The sequence below is a fragment of the Psychrobacter sp. DM4 genome (assembly GCF_051307035.1).
Lineage (GTDB): Bacteria > Pseudomonadota > Gammaproteobacteria > Pseudomonadales > Moraxellaceae > Psychrobacter.
The window spans coordinates 910,472-928,217 of record NZ_CP195536.1 but is presented as its reverse complement, the minus strand read 5'-3'; the positions used below and the strand labels follow the sequence as shown (position 1 = coordinate 928,217).

Genomic DNA, 17,746 nt, shown 5'->3' with positions numbered 1-17,746 from the left:
ATGTAACTTAGCTACTCATATTGTCTTTATGTTGCTGTAATCTTAGCTAAGCTCACAATATATCTACACACAAGCGAAGATTTAATGTGACTTTTGTTTTTTTAACTATTACCATATCATCATCAAATCACTATAAGCGAGCGTAATACTGAATGAAGAATCAATCGATATTATCTACAGCTTCTACTCTGAAAAAAACAGTGTCAAAGGTCGGTTTTGCAAGTGCTATCGCGTCTGCGTTCTTGCTGTCTTCTGTGTCTACTGCTGCGGATAGCTCTACAACTATTCCGCTAGATATGTCTGGTATGAATATTACTAAGCATGAGATTGCGGTCATGCAAGTACTTTCAGAGATATGCCCGCCGATGTTGAACGGTAAGCAAAAACAGCGCTTTTATAAATCATACAATGTACAGCTTCATGAATTGATGCCTTCGCTAGAAGACCCAAAAGCAGCTATTCAGTACTTATCTACTCAACAAGACTATCGCCAAATCTTGCAGGGCATTCGCAGTTGGACGATGGGGTTTTCTAGACAAGAAAATAAAGCCCTGTGTGAAGACTTGGCTAACGCGGCTATTTAAATTGTACTGGTAGTTTAAGCTTGCAATACTCAATAAAACTTACTATGACTTATCCGCCTTTGGTAATCAGTCATAGTAAGTTTTTTATTATCTGAGTTTTTCTATATTTCATGGTCTTATTTAATTGCATTTATCGATTCCCCATCGTCAAGCATTTTGCTAAGATAAGGCGTTATTTTTATGTCCATCGCTTAAGCAATGCTGTACTTGTTCGATACTCACTTAGTAAGCTCTAGAGAACACAAGATACTGAGTATCAAAGCAAGCCGTTTGATTGATAATCAAACCTTTTCTCATGCGATAGATACATTTGGTTTTATGATGCGGTGTAACGATTTATGATAGTAAAGCAGGTAAAAAAACAACTGATTCAGCTTATGGTTGCAAGCGTCTCTATGAGTGCGGTGATGGCAGGCGCCGCTGTTCAAGCGCCTGAGATGGATAATACAGCTTATGTGTTAATGGACTACAATACAGGCGAGATCTTGGCACAAAAAAATGCCAATCAACCCCTGCCACCTGCTTCTTTGACCAAAATGATGACCAGTTATATCATTGAGCAGCGTCTAGCCTCAAATGATTTAAGCGAAGATGATCAAGTCTTGATGAGTGAGAATGCTTGGTGCCGCGGTAGCAGTAGCCAATCTTGTATGTATGTTCCTGTGAACAAGACCGCAAGCGTCATCGATATGCTACGCGGGATCATTATTCAATCAGGTAATGACGCCTCAAAAGCGATGGCTGAGCATATCGCAGGTAGCGAATCCTCTTTTGCAATCTTAATGAACGAACAAGCGCAAAAGTTAGGTATGGATAATACCAACTTCGTCAACTCCACTGGTATGCCAGATGATGGGCACTACGCCTCAGCGATGGATCTGGCGAAACTTGCCCGCGCTATCATCAAAAATAGCGGCGAGTACTATGACATCTATGCCGAAAAAGAGTTTACTTACAATGGTATCACTCAAGGCAATCGTAACGCGCTACTCGCTACAGACTCTACGGTTGATGGTCTAAAAACAGGTCATACCGAGGCGGCAGGTTACTGTTTGGTAGCCTCTAGTGATCGTGACGGCATGCGTCTGATCTCTGTCATCATGGGTACAGAGAGCCAGCAGGCACGAGCGGATCAGTCTCGCGAACTTCTCAATTGGGGCTATGGTCATTTTACGACCGTTACCAAAGCGCCGTCAGGTCAGTTCGTGAGTAAAGTGCCAGTATGGTTTGGGCAAGCTGAAGAGGTCGAGCTAGCAACGGCTGACAATCTACAGATCTTGACTACAAAAACGCAAAAGAACAAGATTACTACGGTTGTCGATATACCTGAAAGCCTAGAGGCTCCTATCGCTAAAGGACAAGAGATTGGTAAGATGATGGCGGTTATTGACGGTAAAGCGGTCGCCTCTGTGCCTATTATCGCGACAAGTGCAGTCGAAAAATCAGGCTTTGTAAGCCGGATGTGGCAACACGTGGTACGCTGGGCGCAAAATTTGTTTTAATTCTTGAAGCTTTTTAATAAAAAGACGCCTATTATTCAGGCGTCTTTTTTTGTACCAAATATTAAAGTTTCCCGAATAAACTACCCTAGCACTGCCTACTTATGAATATCTACTATGCCTAAGTGCAAGCTGTATCTATATTAGCCATTTTTTTAGCTGTTTGATAAGGGTCTTGTTATCAATATCTGCCCCATGACAATAATCCACGCCTACTGCTTTTAGTCCATGCTCAAAGCTATCTAAATACATCTTTTGCTGCGCAGGATACCAGTAAACAATCAGTGTGCGATGAGCCTCTTCGTATTGACGAATAGATTTGGCTAGTGACGCCACTCTACTTAGATGCACATCTTCAGCGCACATCACCATATCTACTTTTTTGACACTCATCTGTCCAATGACAGATTTATTGTACTGATGATAATGAACGCGAGCGCCTAACTGTTCAAGCTTGTCAGCTAGAGAGCCTTTTTCTCGGTAGTAATAGTAAATAATGGTTAGTCCGCTGAGCATGGATTGCTGCTCGGTATGTCGCTGACTACTCATAGGAATAGTCAGTGTAAATTGACTACCGATATCGGGCGTACTGTCGACTTCGACAGTCGCACCGATCAGCTGCGCTAGTTGTCTGACCACAGTAAGACCGATACCAGAGCCTTCATACTGACGCGTTTGCGATGAATCTGCTTGAAAGAACGGGTTAAATATATCATTGATATCATTGGTATTTATACCTATACCTGTATCTTTGATACCGATCTGCCAGCGGTTACTTCGATCAAAATGAGTGAGCTGCGATTGCAGCGTTATTTCACCGACTGATGTGAACTTTATTGCGTTTTCTAATAGTGTCGATACCATCTGTTTGATTTTGCTAGTATCCCCTTGCAACGAATAATCGATATGATGTACATGGCTCACTAGTGTCAGACCTTTTCGCTGAGCGATAGGCTCATACTTTGCGAGAAGATCTGCGATGACCTCTAAAGGATTAAATTCATGTATTTCAACGTTAATTTGACCTTTATCGATCTGATTGAGTAGCATGATTTGATCTAGCATGATGACTAGCTGCTGCGCGCCTTTATTGATAATGGCTGTCGTATCTCTTTGCTCAGTATTCAATTGCTGAGTGTCGAGTAACTGCAATCCCCCTACGATAGCGTTCAATGAGGTCTTTAGTTCATGATTAATCATGCTCTGAAACGTATGGCGTTGCAGGTTTAGAGATAGATCTTTATTGTGTAGCTGCTGCTCTAAAACTGCCAGCTCGTTATAATCGCGCTTGCTATTTTTGAGACGCTCAAACAAAGTAATAAAAGCATGTTTAGCTTGCATCAGCTCTTTAAATTCAAGGCGTTGTTTGGTGACGGGTAGCTGCTCAAGGTCTGGGTTTTCGACCACCAGCTTAAAGACATCCGTTAAAGTGGCCACGTCTTTGATGAACCAATTTATTTTGCGAAGTATAAACATGACCCAAACGACGCTCAATCCGACAATAAAGAACCATAATAACAAGTTCTCTTTTAGCCAGTATTTACGGATTTGAGCGGTATCAAGGGTGATGTTAAGGTAGCCGACTAAGCTACCAGTGTCTTGACTCTCTATAGTATTATCGTCTACAAAACGATTTGTAGCATCGTGGCTTACAATATCTCGACTAATAACTGGATAGTTAAAACTAGCAGTACTAGAAAACAAGGCGTTACGCCAGTCACTGCGGGTCTCTTTATTCTGCTCTTTTGCGCTATCGGCAATAGAGTCTGTGGTTGAATAAAATAGTATGCTTTGTATACTTGGCTCATTACCTAGCACTATACTGACCTGATCGCCCACAATGTCTGCGCCCTCTGGCGTCGAAGCGCTGGTTGTCAATATCGCTGCTAGTTGCTCAACATGTTGCTTTTTTTGTTGATAGTGGTAAATCAAACCATAAACGACAGATAATAAAAACCCAGTCAATACAGTCACTAGAGTGACCTGTATAACAGCACTCCAAGCAATAGTAGAGAGAGTCCTTTGTGAACGGTTTTTCATATTGCGTCACTAGTGTTGAACGTCCATAGTTATCAAAATACCTATCATTCTATTCATACTACTCGCAATTAGGCTCACTGACAAAGATAAATCAGCCTTTTAGAGGTTCGACAAATAATCGAGACTTTATAGAACCGAATAAAAAATAGAACCGAATAAAGTCATAGCTCTATCTTAAAGATAGCATCATCGATCTCTTTTATCCCCTTTAGTGAACTTTTTGCGTTGTTTGCGCTGACGCAGTTGTTGCGCCTTTGCCTTAGTTGGCGTATTGCTCTTGTGAGCGTATGGGTTTTCGTTCAGCTTAAAGACGACGTTGAGAGGCGTGCCCTCTAACTTGAATACTTGACGAAACTGGTTTTCGAGGTAGCGCTGATAACTCTTTGGTAGCGATCCTGTTTGATTACCGTGGATGACAATAACGGGCGGATTATGCCCACCAATATGGGCGTAGCGCAACTTGATTCGGCGTCCACCGATTGCGGGCGGCGGGTTTGCGGTTACCGCGTCTTGTAGTATTTGCGTCAAACGATTGGTTGACACCTCAAACATCGAGGACTCATAAGCGCGGCGAATTGAGGGATATAGGTTACCGACTCCTGTGCCGTGTAGGGCAGATATTAGATGGACTTTGACATAAGGGATAAAGTTAAAACGACGATCCATCTCAATCTTAATATAGTCTTTTTGGTCTTGAGTCAGACCGTCCCACTTGTTGATAGCGACGATTAGAGCGCGGCCAGCATCGAGCGCATAGCCGATCATATGTAGATCTTGATCAACGATGCCTTCTTGAGCGTCGATGACAATGACCGTCACGTTCGAGTCTTTGATCGCTTGCAAGGTTTTGATGACTGAGAATTTCTCTACCTTTTCATCAATTTTGCCACGGCGACGAACACCTGCGGTATCGATCAGCACATAGTCTTTGCCATCGCGCTGATAAGGGATATAGATACTATCGCGTGTCGTACCTGGCATGTCAAAGACAACGACACGATCTTCACCTAGTAACCGATTGACCAGTGTTGATTTACCGACATTGGGTCGACCAATTATTGCTAATTTGAGGCCATCAGGCTCTTGAGCATGACCGTCCTCCGGCATATCGGCGGTAATGACTTCCAGCAGATTTCCAACGCCGCGCCCGTGACTTGCCGCCATAGGATAAGGCTCGCCTAGTCCTAACGCATAAAATTCAGCGGGCGCTGAATCGTGAGCGCCGTCTACTTTATTGGCAACGACGTAGACGGGCTTACCCAAAGTATGCAAAAACTTGCCAATTTCAGCATCAGCGCCAATCATACCTGCGCGGGCATCAACGACGAATACGACAATATCTGCCTCGTGTATCGCCGTGTGCGACTGCTCAGACATATAGTCATCGATGTTCCCGCTACCATCATCTGCTTCACCAATACCGCCTGTATCGACGACGATAAACGACTTATCTTCGTACCTTGCATCACCATATTGACGATCGCGGGTGAGACCTGATAGATCGGCAACCAAGGCTTGGCGACTTTTTGTGAACTGGTTAAATAAGGTGGATTTACCGACGTTTGGGCGACCAATTAAGGCGACCACAGGTTTGATACTCATGCGATACTCTCTATTGTGTGCTTTAAAGTTAGCACAGTAGCGAACCATAATAAAAGCAAATACGCTTTGTATTATCGCAAGCTTTAGTTAGTGGAGGATAATTAACGAATAATAAAGGCATTAAACACTGATTAAGCAGCGTCTAATGCCTATAAAAATTAATAATGATAAAGGATAACAAGGGCAATTATTGTGCCAGTTGCCAGATAGCGACTTGACCTGTTGTACTTTGAGTTAACAAACGATTATTTTGAGTTTGCAAAGTCGTTAGTGCGCCCTTAGTCTGTACACGGCTAACAATAGCGCCCGTCGCTGGGTTGAACAGATGCACTACCCCGTCCAAGTCGCCGATCGCAATATAGTTACCTATCATCACAGGATTGGTCAGTTCACGATAAGCCAGCTCGTCACTCTCCCACAGCGTCTCGCCACTATTTCGATCATAAGCGGCTACTTTTCCTGCCAAGCTGGTTGCGATCACTTGCTGATTGTTCACAGCCAAAGACCTAAGACTTGCAATATCGTTCAAATACATGACTTGCTTTGATGCCAAATCAACGCCAAGGAGCTGACCGCTATAGCTGATGGCAAAGAGCTGGTCATTATCGACTATGGGCATGCCATCGACATCACTCATGCGCTCAACTTCACTGCTACCTGTACCAACGCCGATACGTCGCGACCACTGCGGTAGACCACTATCAGTAGTGATAGCATGCAAGCGACCATCAGCAGTCGCTAGTAGTGCTGTCTTGTCATCTAGCGAGGTTGGCACAGCTGTACCACGAATGCTAATAGCAGAAACTTGGGTAGCAAACTGCCAAATAGACTGACCTGATTGAAGTGCAAGCCCATGCAAAAATCCATCATTAGCAGACAAGACGACTCTGTTGTTCGTAATGAGTGCAGGCGTCAGTACTGATCCCGATAGTTGCTGCTGCCAGCGCCTAGCGCCCGTCATACTATCATAGGCTAGAACTCGTCCGCTGCGAGTACTGACTACAGCGGTCTGACTAAACGCATCTAAAGCTACGCCACCTGTGATCTCATCACCGACATTCACTGACCATAAACGCTGTCCAGCCTTGTCAAATCCCATTAGGTCGCCGCCACGTGAGGCTGTGACTATTTGGCCATTGTCATAGCCGACCTGTATGCTAAGTGGATCTTTTTTGCTGGCTTTTTTGTTGCCAACATCGACACTAAAGACAGGTTGTAGCACACTAATAGGCTGAGCAATTTGAACCAGTTTGACCGGATCATTGACGATAGGCTTGATACCGCGGTTACATCCAGCGACAGCAGTAGACATGAGCGCCAATACCGCTACGTTCATAATGGTCTTTTTGATAGTGCTTTTGGAGCGAATAGATTGAGTCATTATAGGTTCTCACTACGAGTGAATGATAAATAAATAAGCATCAAATTTATGGTGTATTCTCGGTAGGCGTGTCAACGACTACATTAGGTTCATTCGCGTTAGGATCGGTCTCTATTGCTGTTGGCTGAGTGGTAGAGGCTTGAACCAAACTTGCTTGCTCACTGATTGGCTCAGGTACTATCCCTAAGCTCTCCATTTTCAATGCCAATACTGAACGAATCTCCTTACGCTCTCGTAACAACTCCCAAGCATTATTGTAGGCTAGAATAGCGGCATCTTGCTTGTTTTGAGCCTGATAGATGTCCCCCAATAGCTCTTGTTGACTGGCTTCGAATGAACTAGGTAGATCGTTATTAGCTTCAGCTAGTGCACCATCTGCGTCACCCATAGCGAGCAACGTCTCAGCGTAACGCAATTGTGTAATCGCTTTGAGACCTGCATCACCAAGATCAATAGCGAGCGCCTTTTGTAAGGTTTCACTTGCGCCCTTAAAGTCATCACTATCCGCTTGTGTACGTGCTTTTATCATCAGCGCTTGCCAAGCATAAACAGAATCACCATGAGTCTGAACCAAAGTATCGATGCTTTGATCCAGCTGAGTACGACTATCTGCAATCGCACTCAAGGCATCTGCTTCTAGATCTGGATTTTGTGACGCCAGACTGACCTCTTCATTGAGCCTTTGAATATCAGCGTACTGGTCAGCTGCGACAGTATCTACCCGTGCATGATTATTCTGCCAGTACGTCCAACCAAAATAACCTGCTAATGCGAGCAAAATCACCGTGATAATATTACCACCGTACTTTTGCAAAGCTTGCATTGAGTTATCAGTATTTGGTGAATTAGGGTTCAATGCCATGATCATTTACCTACTAAAATATTTAAAAGATGTCGTGGTACAAGCACTGTAATAATACCTTTATTTGTATCATTGATTTTATCGATGATAGTAAAGATACTGCTAAAAGCATGGCTAAATCGCAAAATTTTCTTTGTTAGACAGCCACTTCTGATCGACTGTCTGCTGCTCGCCTGTCTGCATATTCTTAATACTGATGGTCTGCTCATCAAGCTCTTGCTGCGCGATAATGACCGTCAATGCAGCACCCGACTTGTCTGCCTTTTTCATTTGTGCTTTTAGACTAGTCGCACTCGCCATTTTAATTCGCAAGTCTGCTCGGTCATAACGCAAATTTTGCGCAAAACGCACACCTGCGCTATAGACGTCAGGATGCGCAGCCACAAAGACGTCACAGGCCACTATCTCATCGAAAGGCGCGACTGCTTCGATGAGCAGCAATAAGCGCTCAAGGCCCATAGCGAAACCCACGCCAGGCTCAGACTTGGCAGGCTTATCACTGCCCATGGATTTTAGCTGACCGATCAGACCATCATAGCGTCCACCAGCACAGACCGTTGCCTGACTACCAAGCTTGTCGGTCACCCATTCAAAAACAGTTTTGTTGTAATAATCAAGACCTCGTACCAAATGCGGGTTGATCTCGTAATGGATACCCAGCTCATCTAAATAAGCTTTGACTTGCTCAAAATGAGCAATACTGTCATCACCCAAAAACTCCGCCAGTTTTGGCGCATCTTTTAAGAGCGCTTGAGTGCTAGCTTCTTTACTGTCCAATATACGCAGCGGATTAGTCGTCAATCGGCGTTTGCTATCCTCGTCGAGTTGCTCTTGTTTATCAGTTAAATAAGTCACGAGCGCATCGCGATAAGCGTGACGTTCATCGATCTCACCCAAACTATTGAGCTGCAATCTCATCTCGTCTTTTAGACCAAGCTCTTGCCACATAAGGTACGTCATAGCAATAAGCTCTGCATCTGCATCAGGTAGCGTGCTACCAAAGCTCTCAACGCCGAGCTGATGAAACTGACGATAACGACCCTTTTGCGGACGCTCGTAGCGAAACATCGGCCCTATGTACCACAGCTTTGGCGCATCACCGCGCAATAGATTATGCTCGATAACAGCACGTACCGCCCCTGCCGTACCTTCAGGACGCAAAGTTAAAGGTGTCGGCGGCTCAGACTTGTCAGCGAAACTATACATCTCTTTTTCAACGATATCGGTGGCACCGCCAATAGCTCTGGCAAACAGATCCGTCTGCTCAACGATAGGCAGACGAATATGCTCGTAACCATATCGAGCTAGCACATTAGCCAATACCGCTTCTAGACGTAGCCATTTAGCGGCTTGTTCTGGCAAAATATCGTTAAATCCTTTAATCGCTTTTATCATGGTATGGTTATATCCCTAAGCATTATTTATGCTTTATTTTTATTATAACTACGAGTCTTTTTATCAGCTTTCAAGGTTATAAGATTTAAGTCTTGAACTATCTGACGCGAATAATCTCATTCTCACGTGCCTTTGCTAGCTTATCAGCATGCTCACGAACCATGCTCTCGATCTCGTCAACTAGGTTAGTGGTATCGATCAAATGACTCTTTTCGCCCATACGGTAAACTAATGATTTGGGCGCAGCGCCAACGATACCGATGTCTGCTTCTTTGGCCTCACCTGGTCCGTTAACCTTGCACCCTATGACCGATAGGTTCATCGGCTCGCGTATGTCCTCTAAACGTGACTCCAGTGCCGTCATCACTCTAATAACATCGAACTCCTGACGCGAGCAACTCGGACAGGCAATGAAGTTGACACCATTTGAGCGGATATTGAGTGACTTTAGGATATCAAAACCGATTTTGATCTCCTCTTCAGGTTCAGCGGCGAGCGATATTCGAATTGTATCGCCAATGCCATCGAGTAACAATCCGCCTAGAGCAATCGCTGACTTGACAGCGCCCGTACGATATACCCCAGCTTCTGTAACACCTAAATGTAGAGGATTGTCTATTTGCGCGGATATCAAACGATAAGCGTCCATCGTCAAGAACACATTACTGGCTTTTACTGAAACTTTATATTGATCGAAGTTTAGACGCTCCAATATGTCGATATGGCGCATGGCCGACTCAAGCATCGCCTCGCCCGTTGGCTCAGTATATTTGCGCTGAATATCTTTTTCTAGCGAACCTGCATTGACGCCGATACGAATAGGAATATTATGATGCCTCGCACAAGCGACCACTTCTCGCACTTTCGCATCACTACCGATGTTGCCTGGATTAATACGTAAGCAATCAGCGCCCGCTTCTGCGACAGCTAACGCAATTTTATGATCAAAATGCACGTCCGCTATAAGTGGTACAGTGACTAGTTTGCGAATTTTACCAAAGGCTTCGACCGTATCCATCGTGGGCGTTGATACTCGCATCAGATCAGCGCCTGCTTCAACGCAGCGTTCAATCTGGGCTACTGTAGCTGCCACATCACAGGTGTCCGTATTAGTCATACTTTGCACACTGATCGGGGCATCACCACCGATTGCCACATCACCGACATATATCTTTTTGGTAAGGCGGCGGTTAATAGGCGCAGGCGTTGACATATAGATATCCTTGATTTGAACAAAACGCATAAAAATGCAATTGATTAAGCCTAACTTATCTCTTGTAGTAGTACCTCCCCTATCTTTGAGGAGTACTAACCAACATCTAAGGGTTTAAAATAAAGCTAGCTTGGTCGCCCGCTACGTACTCATCCATAGCGACTGGCTCTTGGTTAAACGTCATGCTAACGCCAGCGGTATCACTAATATTAACGTTAAGAGGCGGTACGCCTAAAAGCTCATAATTGCCAGCGTTCTGATTGCCAGTCATCAGGCTGCTACCCGCCGCATCTGTAATATTGACAACAACTTCATCTGTAATGCTAATAAGTAGAGGTAGTTCAGTACCAGCAGCTGGCGCTCCTAAATTAAGTGCAGATCCCGAAGCACCAACAGTGTCCTGATTATCAATTGCCGCGCCTTGTGTCTGCTCAGTAATTGAGATGTCATCTGATAGCGGTGTGGTCTCTTCAGTATTATCGCTGGTTGCATTACTCACCATACGATACAAAAAGACTGCCAAGATAATAAGTGCGACGACCGCGAGAATCAGCATAGGATTGAAGCGAATACGGTTGTGGCTGTCTCGCTGTAATGTCCCCATAGGACGCAGCGGCGACTCAATATTATTATCAGCACGCTGTTTGAGCTCATTGGGATAAGCGGCGTCAAAGCTGTCGGCAACTTTGGTAGGATCTAGATCTAAAAACTTGGCATAGTTGATCGCAAAACCGCGAGCAAAGGCCACTTGCGGTAGATCAGAGAAGTTCTCACTCTCCAAAGCTTGCAGGTGACGCTTCAATATAAATAGCTCGTTTGCGGCCTCATCCAAAGTGACTTGCTTGGTCTTTCGGGCCTGTTGCAACATAGCACCGAACGATCCCTGAGCATTGGATAGTTGGTTTGATGATGGGGTGGTCATTTCCATGGTGCCTCTGGGTTATTCAGCCAAGTCTTAAGTTGTTTTGCTTCATCACTAAGCGGATAAGCGGATAACAGCTGCTGCGCTAATTGCTGACGCGTTGGTTTTTGCTTCTGTGCATCAGCTAGTTTGATGCCTTGTAGCATCAAACGTGGGCTAATAGTTTGTCCGCGTACCAGTAGTAAAGTCTCATCATAGAGTCTTTGTGCCTGCTGAACTCGCTGCTGTTCAAGAAGTAAATCAACCAGTTCAATGTGAGCAATGATACTACTCCGGTTACCATCAAGCGCACGCAAAAATGCCTTTGCTGCTGCTGGATGATCGTTGAGTTGAAGGTAGGTACGACCCAAGTTCTCAAGCGCGCCAATACGGCCTTCGTAACCCAGAGCTGCACCTGCAATCTCAAACTGCTCAGCGGCTTCACCGTAACGATCCATCTGTGACAGATAGACGCCGTAGTTATTGCGCACCTGCACAAAATCGGGATCTAAAGCTATTGCCTTCTTAAAGTACTGATCTGCCTTTTGTAGGTTAAGACGGCTGCCCTCTTGCTGCAACAAAACGCCCATCATATCATAGGCGGGCGCGTACCTGCTATCAGCAGCAAAAGCTTTTTCGAGCTGTCGCTGTGCGGTGTCAAGATCGTTTTTGCGGATATACTGCGCGGCAAGTGTAGTACGAACGCGAGCGACTTCTTGCTTATCGACACTACGATCACCGCTCGCTTGCGTGGTCGTCTGGTAGCGTGTGTTGCCCGTCAGGTCAGTATTTTGGGTGCTCTGACAACCTGCTATAGATAATCCGAGTACCACACCGATTATAACTTTACTCTTATATGTAGGGCTGCATATATCTGGTCGCTGAGTGCTACAACGTGTGCTTTTACGATTAAAGATAGGAAGTTTGGGCTGGCATAAAGATTTAAGCGTCATTACAGCTACCCTCAAAATACGATGGTTCAAGACTAAATATCACTACACTTATGCATCACTATTTCAGTGTCTATAGCACTATACGATTTATGGCGATATATCGTTGTAGCGAGACTACGAGGCATTAGTTTAATAGATTTGTGTCGTATAAGTACAATTAACTTCGCACAACTACACTTTTATTACTGTAAAGAGACTTAGAAGACAGCTTAGCACTGGTATAACACAGCCCAGCACTGTTTTTAGCTCCCCTCTCTATTCTTAATACTTTGTTGCCAAGCCGCTGAGCGCCGAGTACGATCAGCTACTTGACCAACCAATTGACCACAAGCGGCGTCAATGTCGTCGCCGCGCGTTTGGCGGATAGTACAGACAAAGCCCGCTTCGCTTAGGATGTTGCTAAAGGTATGAATGCGATTATTACTAGACTTATCATAACCAGCATGCGGAAAAGGGTTGAATGGAATCAGATTTATTTTACTGGGCAAATCACCAAGTAAGGCCACTAGCTCATGAGCATGCTCGTTGCTATCGTTGACACCATCTAGCATGACATACTCTATCGTCACATGTTTTTTGTGGCGCGGATTGACCTCGTAGACATAGTTACGGGCGGCTGCCATCAATTGCTCTAATGGATATTTTTTGTTGATAGGTACTAGCTCGTTACGTAGCGCATCGTTTGGCGCATGTAAGGAGATGGCGAGTGCTACGTCGATATCTTGCGCCAGCTCGTACATTTTGGGAACCACACCTGAGGTCGATAAGGTCACCCGGCGCTTAGATAGGTCATAGCCATGATCGCTGAGCATAAGCTCCATGGAGCTGACTACTGGCTTATAGTTCAGTAGTGGCTCACCCATGCCCATCATCACCACGTTAGTGACGTTATTTTTCCACAAACTATGATCGACGTGCTCCAAGCTATCGTTGTCATCAGTCATATAAGAGGCATTAGCCACCCAAAGCTGCCCTAAGATTTCAGCCGCGCTCAAATCGCGCTCAAAGCCTTGTTTGCCCGTACTACAAAAACTACAATCTAGCGCGCAGCCCACTTGTGAGGACACGCACAAGGTTTTACGGCCGTTCTCTTTGCTGTCATCTGCTGGTATCAGTACTGTCTCAACCAAAGAGCCGCCTGTAACTTCAAATACCCATTTACGCGTCCCATCATGACTGTACTGACGATGAATGACCTTTGGCGGCGTCACACAAGCGTTTAAGGCTAATTTATCACGCAATGATTTACTCAGATTAGTCATCTGATCAAAGTCAGTAACGCCATGCTGATAGATCCATTTAATGACTTGGGTGGCGCGAAAGGGCTTCTCACCTATGCTCTTGAAATAATCAGCCAATTGCGCTTGTGTCATACCGAGCAGATTGGTCTTGGCTTGTGCCTCATCTACTAGTTTGATACTTTTAGTCTTGGCTGGAACGTGCTGAGTAGGCGCTTGAATCGTTGACGTAGCTTGAATCGTTGACATAGTAAATAACCTTTTTGCACCAGCTGATAAGCGAGGCAAGTATTGAGATGATAGTGCGGCATGAGCAATCCGTTATGAGCGTGCTTTATTTATATGATGATTAATAAAATATGCTGATAAGGGATTGATAACGCTATCTAAATATAGATGATGAGGCAAATGATCGCTAATTTCAATAACAAGTCTATCATAAGTGCTAAAACGGCTTATACCCCTAAGATATAAGCCGCCTAAATATTCTATATCGCTATACTGTTTACAAGCGAGATGAATTAACGCGTACGTGCACAGACTTCATCATCGTTGAAGAAGTAGCTTATTTCACGCTGCGCTGACTCTGCTGAGTCTGAACCATGAACGGCGTTTTCGTCGATGCTGCTAGCGAAATCAGCACGGATAGTGCCTTTTTCTGCGTCTTTTGGGTTGGTAGCACCCATGATTTCGCGATGACGAGCGATAGCGTTTTCGCCTTCTAGTACTGACACCAGTACTGGACCTGACATCATAAATGACTTTAGATCGTTATAGAATGGGCGCTCAGCGTGCTCAGCGTAAAAGCCGCCTGCTTTTTCGTCGTCTAATTGCATCATTTTTGCTGCAACGATTTTTAGACCAGATTTTTCGAAACGATCATAAATTGCGCCGATATGATTGCCGCCAACCGCGTCAGGTTTGATGATAGATAAAGTACGTTCGTTAGCCATGTGTAGCTCCTAATAAATGCAAATAAAAAGGGTAAATGTCTGTGATTACTAAAACATTCAAGCCTGTCAGATATACTAATGCGTATCTCTATGCCCAAACGTGTGATTGCTGCCTATTATAATGATTGACGCTATAAATGATAGGGGTTATTTATAATTGTCCCTTAAGAAAAGCTAAAAGCCCCAATACTAATTACTGAGGCCTCTTAAACAAAAGCTATTTATATCGTATAAGTGAAATATACACTAAGCATCATACGGATCACGCAATACGATCGTCTCTTCGCGGTCAGGACCGGTTGAGATGATATCAATAGGACAATCGATTAAGGCTTCGATACGCTTGATGTATATTTTGGCGTTTTCTGGCAAATCATCGTAGTTAGTGATACCGACCGTTGACTCGCTCCAGCCTTGCAAGGTTTCATACTTTGGCGTCACTGACTCATAGAACTCAGCATCATGAGCGCCTGCGCATTCAGTCTCGGGCAAGTTATAGCCAACGCCGATCATTAGCTCTTCTAAACCGTCTAAAACATCAAGTTTAGTCAAACAAATACCCGATAATGAGTTCAATACCACAGCCCGGCGTAGCGCTTCGGCGTCGAACCAACCACAGCGACGTGCGCGTCCCGTTGTTGCACCAAACTCATGACCGACGCGAGCTAAATGCGCGCCCACATCATCGAATAGTTCTGTTGGGAACGGACCACTACCCACGCGCGTAGTATAGGCTTTGGTGATACCTAGGACATAATCTAAGTATAAAGGACCTATACCCGTACCTGTAGAGACGCCGCCTGCTGTCACGCTTGAGCTGGTCACAAAGGGATAAGTACCGTGATCGATATCAAGTAGTGTCCCTTGCGCTCCTTCAAACATAAGATTTTTGCCCGCCAAACGCAGCTGGTTCAAATCTTCGGTGACATCAGTGACCATACCTTTGATCTCTTCCTTCCACTCTTGGCAGAGTTTGAGGGTTGCATCAAAGTCAATCGCATCGACTTTGTAGTACTGCGTCAGCTGAAAGTTATGGTATTCGATAAGATTACGTAGTTTTTCTTCTAAGTCTTCACGAAACAAGTCCGCTAATTTGATAGCACGGCGAGCGACTTTGTCCTCATAAGCAGGACCGATACCGCGACCTGTCGTACCGATTTTGCCAGTGCCGCGGCGGGCTTCACGAGCTTGATCGAGTGCCACATGATAAGGCATGATAAGCGGACAATTAGGCGAGATGCGCAAGCGCTCGCGGACAGGAACGTCGTTAGCTTCGAGCTCCTTCATCTCTTTGAGTAGTGCATCAGGAGCGAGCACCACACCATTACCGATAAAGCACGTCACGCCCTCACGTAGGATACCTGATGGGATCAGATGCAAAATGGTCGTTTTGCCATCGACAACGAGAGTATGCCCAGCATTGTGACCGCCTTGAAAACGTGCAACAGCGGTGGCCTTTTCAGTCAGCAAATCAACGATTTTGCCTTTACCTTCATCGCCCCATTGACTACCCAAAACTACGACATTTTTACCCATGATAAATCCTTACGCTAATGTATTAAGTACTCGTTTATCATTGGCTGACTATCAAAACCTATTAGCCTACCTATAGTATAGTAGCACTTACAAATTCGACAACAGCACTAGGATAAAACGGTACGAGTGTGTTCAATAAAATATTAAAAAGAGTATTGCTATAAATGCGTGGTATGAGCGCATTATCAAATAGTGATTAGTTGCCATTCATTATCATTCAATATCAATCGATGCGTCGCGCCTTGCGGACTGTCCTGCTCATCTAGTGGCAGGGTCACGCGATTACCTTGCTGACGTAACTGCGCTGTTTTTTGCTGTAATGCTTGTCTCTGAGTCTCATTTGCATGGTTTTTGGCAGCATAATCAACGACAATAACAGTAGTCGTGACGGTTTCGACATGAGACAGCAAACGACTGACATCCATGCTAAAACCAGTCGCTGCGCGAGGTCGCTCATCTAATATCTGACTGCCGCTTTGCATCCCATCGAAACGCCCGCCGCGCACCAAAGGCTGCGTCTCACTGTTGATATAACCATTGAACACGATGCCCGTATGATAGTGATAGCCTGAGAGCTCAGTGATATCGATGCTGACATCACATTGCCATTTATCCTGAAGATGGTTTGTAAGCAGTTGTAGCTCATTGATAGCTTCGGCTATTTGGGTGTCTTGTTTGGCGGCGTTCGATAGTTTTGCAAGTAGCTGTTCGGTATCATGACCGTTGCGTGCCAACGCATAGAAGTCTGTGCCCATAGGCAGATCTTGGCAGATGCGTTTAAGCTCAGGTAGGTTCTTATTAGCATACAAATGCATGAGCTCCTCGGTGTCTTTATCCGATAACGTAGCCAATTCACTTAAGCGCTTAAAGATTGCCACATGACCTAAGTCTATGTGCAAGTTAGCGCTCATCTTTAGAGTTGTTACCATCGTCATCAGCACATCTATCAGCTCAATATCTGCGTCAATAACATGACAGCCGAATATCTCAGCGCCCAACTGAAGTGGCGTGCGAGAGCCAAACAGGCCTGATGGTAGGGTGTGAATGACATCACCTGCGTAACAGTAGCGTGCAATACCGCTGCCGCCGTGATGCGCATCAATGCGCAAAATCTGCGGGGTAATATCCGCGCGCACCCCCATCAAACGCCCTGTAAGCTGATCGATAATCTTGAAGGTTTGACGTTTGAGATCCTCTGATGCGTCTTTGAGCAGAGACTCAGTGTACTCAATCATCGGTGGGCACACCAGCTGATAGCCATGAGTAATCAGCTGCTGGGTCAATTGATGTCGCAGCATCTCTTGCTTTTGCGCATCATTGAACAATACATCGACTACCCCATCAGGGAGCAGCCAGTGATTGGCAGTTTCACTTGCAAGATGACTTAAATGTGTACTGCTCAAAGTCGGTAGAGCATTGGACGGGTCAGAATCAGAACTAGCAGGCACAATAAATCCTTGTTTGGTATATCGCTTACCAAATACGCAGTATTATAAAAGGACAGCGAGGATCAAAAAAATTATCACACCACACAATTATAATAAAACTAGGTAATACCAAAAATGATGATCGTAAATATAAACGGGAAT

At 44.9% G+C, this 17,746-nt stretch carries 14 protein-coding genes; 2 read left to right on the top strand and 12 right to left on the bottom strand.

The features are described from left to right. The first annotated feature begins 152 nt into the window (after positions 1 to 152). Both ACR64G_RS04145 and ACR64G_RS04140 read left to right on the top strand, forming a co-directional pair. Complete coding sequence (locus ACR64G_RS04145; RefSeq protein ID WP_435980261.1) at positions 153 to 584, top strand: MCR_0457 family protein; 432 nt, start codon at positions 153 to 155, stop codon at positions 582 to 584. Between the two features lie 338 nt (positions 585 to 922). Further along, positions 923 to 2,086 (top strand): D-alanyl-D-alanine carboxypeptidase family protein, encoded by a 1,164-nt coding sequence (locus tag ACR64G_RS04140; protein WP_435980260.1) that lies wholly within the window; start codon positions 923 to 925, stop codon positions 2,084 to 2,086. A gap of 135 nt (positions 2,087 to 2,221) precedes the next feature. Here the strand turns inward: ACR64G_RS04140 and ACR64G_RS04135 are convergent, their stop codons facing one another. From ACR64G_RS04135 to ACR64G_RS04080, 12 genes are all read right to left on the bottom strand, one after another. Further along, positions 2,222 to 4,123, bottom strand: a complete 1,902-nt coding sequence (locus ACR64G_RS04135) for a sensor histidine kinase (RefSeq protein WP_435980259.1) — start codon at positions 4,121 to 4,123, stop codon at positions 2,222 to 2,224. Between the two features lie 186 nt (positions 4,124 to 4,309). Beyond that, complete coding sequence (der, locus tag ACR64G_RS04130) at positions 4,310 to 5,725, bottom strand: ribosome biogenesis GTPase Der (protein ID WP_435980258.1); 1,416 nt, start codon at positions 5,723 to 5,725, stop codon at positions 4,310 to 4,312. Positions 5,726 to 5,912: 187 nt separating this feature from the next. Then, positions 5,913 to 7,106, bottom strand: coding sequence for an outer membrane protein assembly factor BamB (gene bamB / locus ACR64G_RS04125; protein ID WP_435980257.1), 1,194 nt, complete (start codon positions 7,104 to 7,106; stop codon positions 5,913 to 5,915). Positions 7,107 to 7,152: 46 nt separating this feature from the next. Beyond that, positions 7,153 to 7,968, bottom strand: coding sequence for a YfgM family protein (locus tag ACR64G_RS04120; RefSeq protein WP_435980256.1), 816 nt, complete (start codon positions 7,966 to 7,968; stop codon positions 7,153 to 7,155). 114 nt (positions 7,969 to 8,082) lie between these two features. Further along, positions 8,083 to 9,363, bottom strand: a complete 1,281-nt coding sequence (gene hisS, locus ACR64G_RS04115) for a histidine--tRNA ligase (protein WP_435980255.1) — start codon at positions 9,361 to 9,363, stop codon at positions 8,083 to 8,085. 97 nt (positions 9,364 to 9,460) lie between these two features. Then, on the bottom strand, positions 9,461 to 10,576 hold the full coding sequence (ispG, locus tag ACR64G_RS04110) for a flavodoxin-dependent (E)-4-hydroxy-3-methylbut-2-enyl-diphosphate synthase (RefSeq protein WP_435980254.1): 1,116 nt from the start codon (positions 10,574 to 10,576) through the stop codon (positions 9,461 to 9,463). Positions 10,577 to 10,682: 106 nt separating this feature from the next. Further along, complete coding sequence (locus ACR64G_RS04105; RefSeq protein WP_435980253.1) at positions 10,683 to 11,498, bottom strand: helix-turn-helix domain-containing protein; 816 nt, start codon at positions 11,496 to 11,498, stop codon at positions 10,683 to 10,685. Continuing rightward, the gene (pilW, locus tag ACR64G_RS04100) at positions 11,495 to 12,430 is read right to left on the bottom strand and encodes a type IV pilus biogenesis/stability protein PilW (RefSeq protein ID WP_435980252.1); all 936 of its coding nucleotides are present in this window, start codon (positions 12,428 to 12,430) and stop codon (positions 11,495 to 11,497) included. Before pilW ends, ACR64G_RS04105 begins: the two co-directional genes overlap by 4 nt. A gap of 242 nt (positions 12,431 to 12,672) precedes the next feature. After that, the gene (gene rlmN / locus ACR64G_RS04095) at positions 12,673 to 13,917 is read right to left on the bottom strand and encodes a 23S rRNA (adenine(2503)-C(2))-methyltransferase RlmN (protein ID WP_435980251.1); all 1,245 of its coding nucleotides are present in this window, start codon (positions 13,915 to 13,917) and stop codon (positions 12,673 to 12,675) included. Positions 13,918 to 14,189: 272 nt separating this feature from the next. Continuing rightward, positions 14,190 to 14,621: a nucleoside-diphosphate kinase gene (gene ndk / locus ACR64G_RS04090; RefSeq protein ID WP_435980250.1), complete on the bottom strand. Its 432-nt coding sequence runs from the start codon at positions 14,619 to 14,621 to the stop codon at positions 14,190 to 14,192. A 246-nt stretch (positions 14,622 to 14,867) separates the two neighbouring features. After that, a complete protein-coding gene (locus ACR64G_RS04085) occupies positions 14,868 to 16,157 on the bottom strand; it encodes an adenylosuccinate synthase (RefSeq protein ID WP_435980249.1) in 1,290 nt (429 codons plus the stop codon). A 185-nt stretch (positions 16,158 to 16,342) separates the two neighbouring features. Further along, a complete protein-coding gene (locus tag ACR64G_RS04080) occupies positions 16,343 to 17,605 on the bottom strand; it encodes an ATP phosphoribosyltransferase regulatory subunit (RefSeq protein WP_435980248.1) in 1,263 nt (420 codons plus the stop codon). Positions 17,606 to 17,746: the final 141 nt, after the last annotated feature.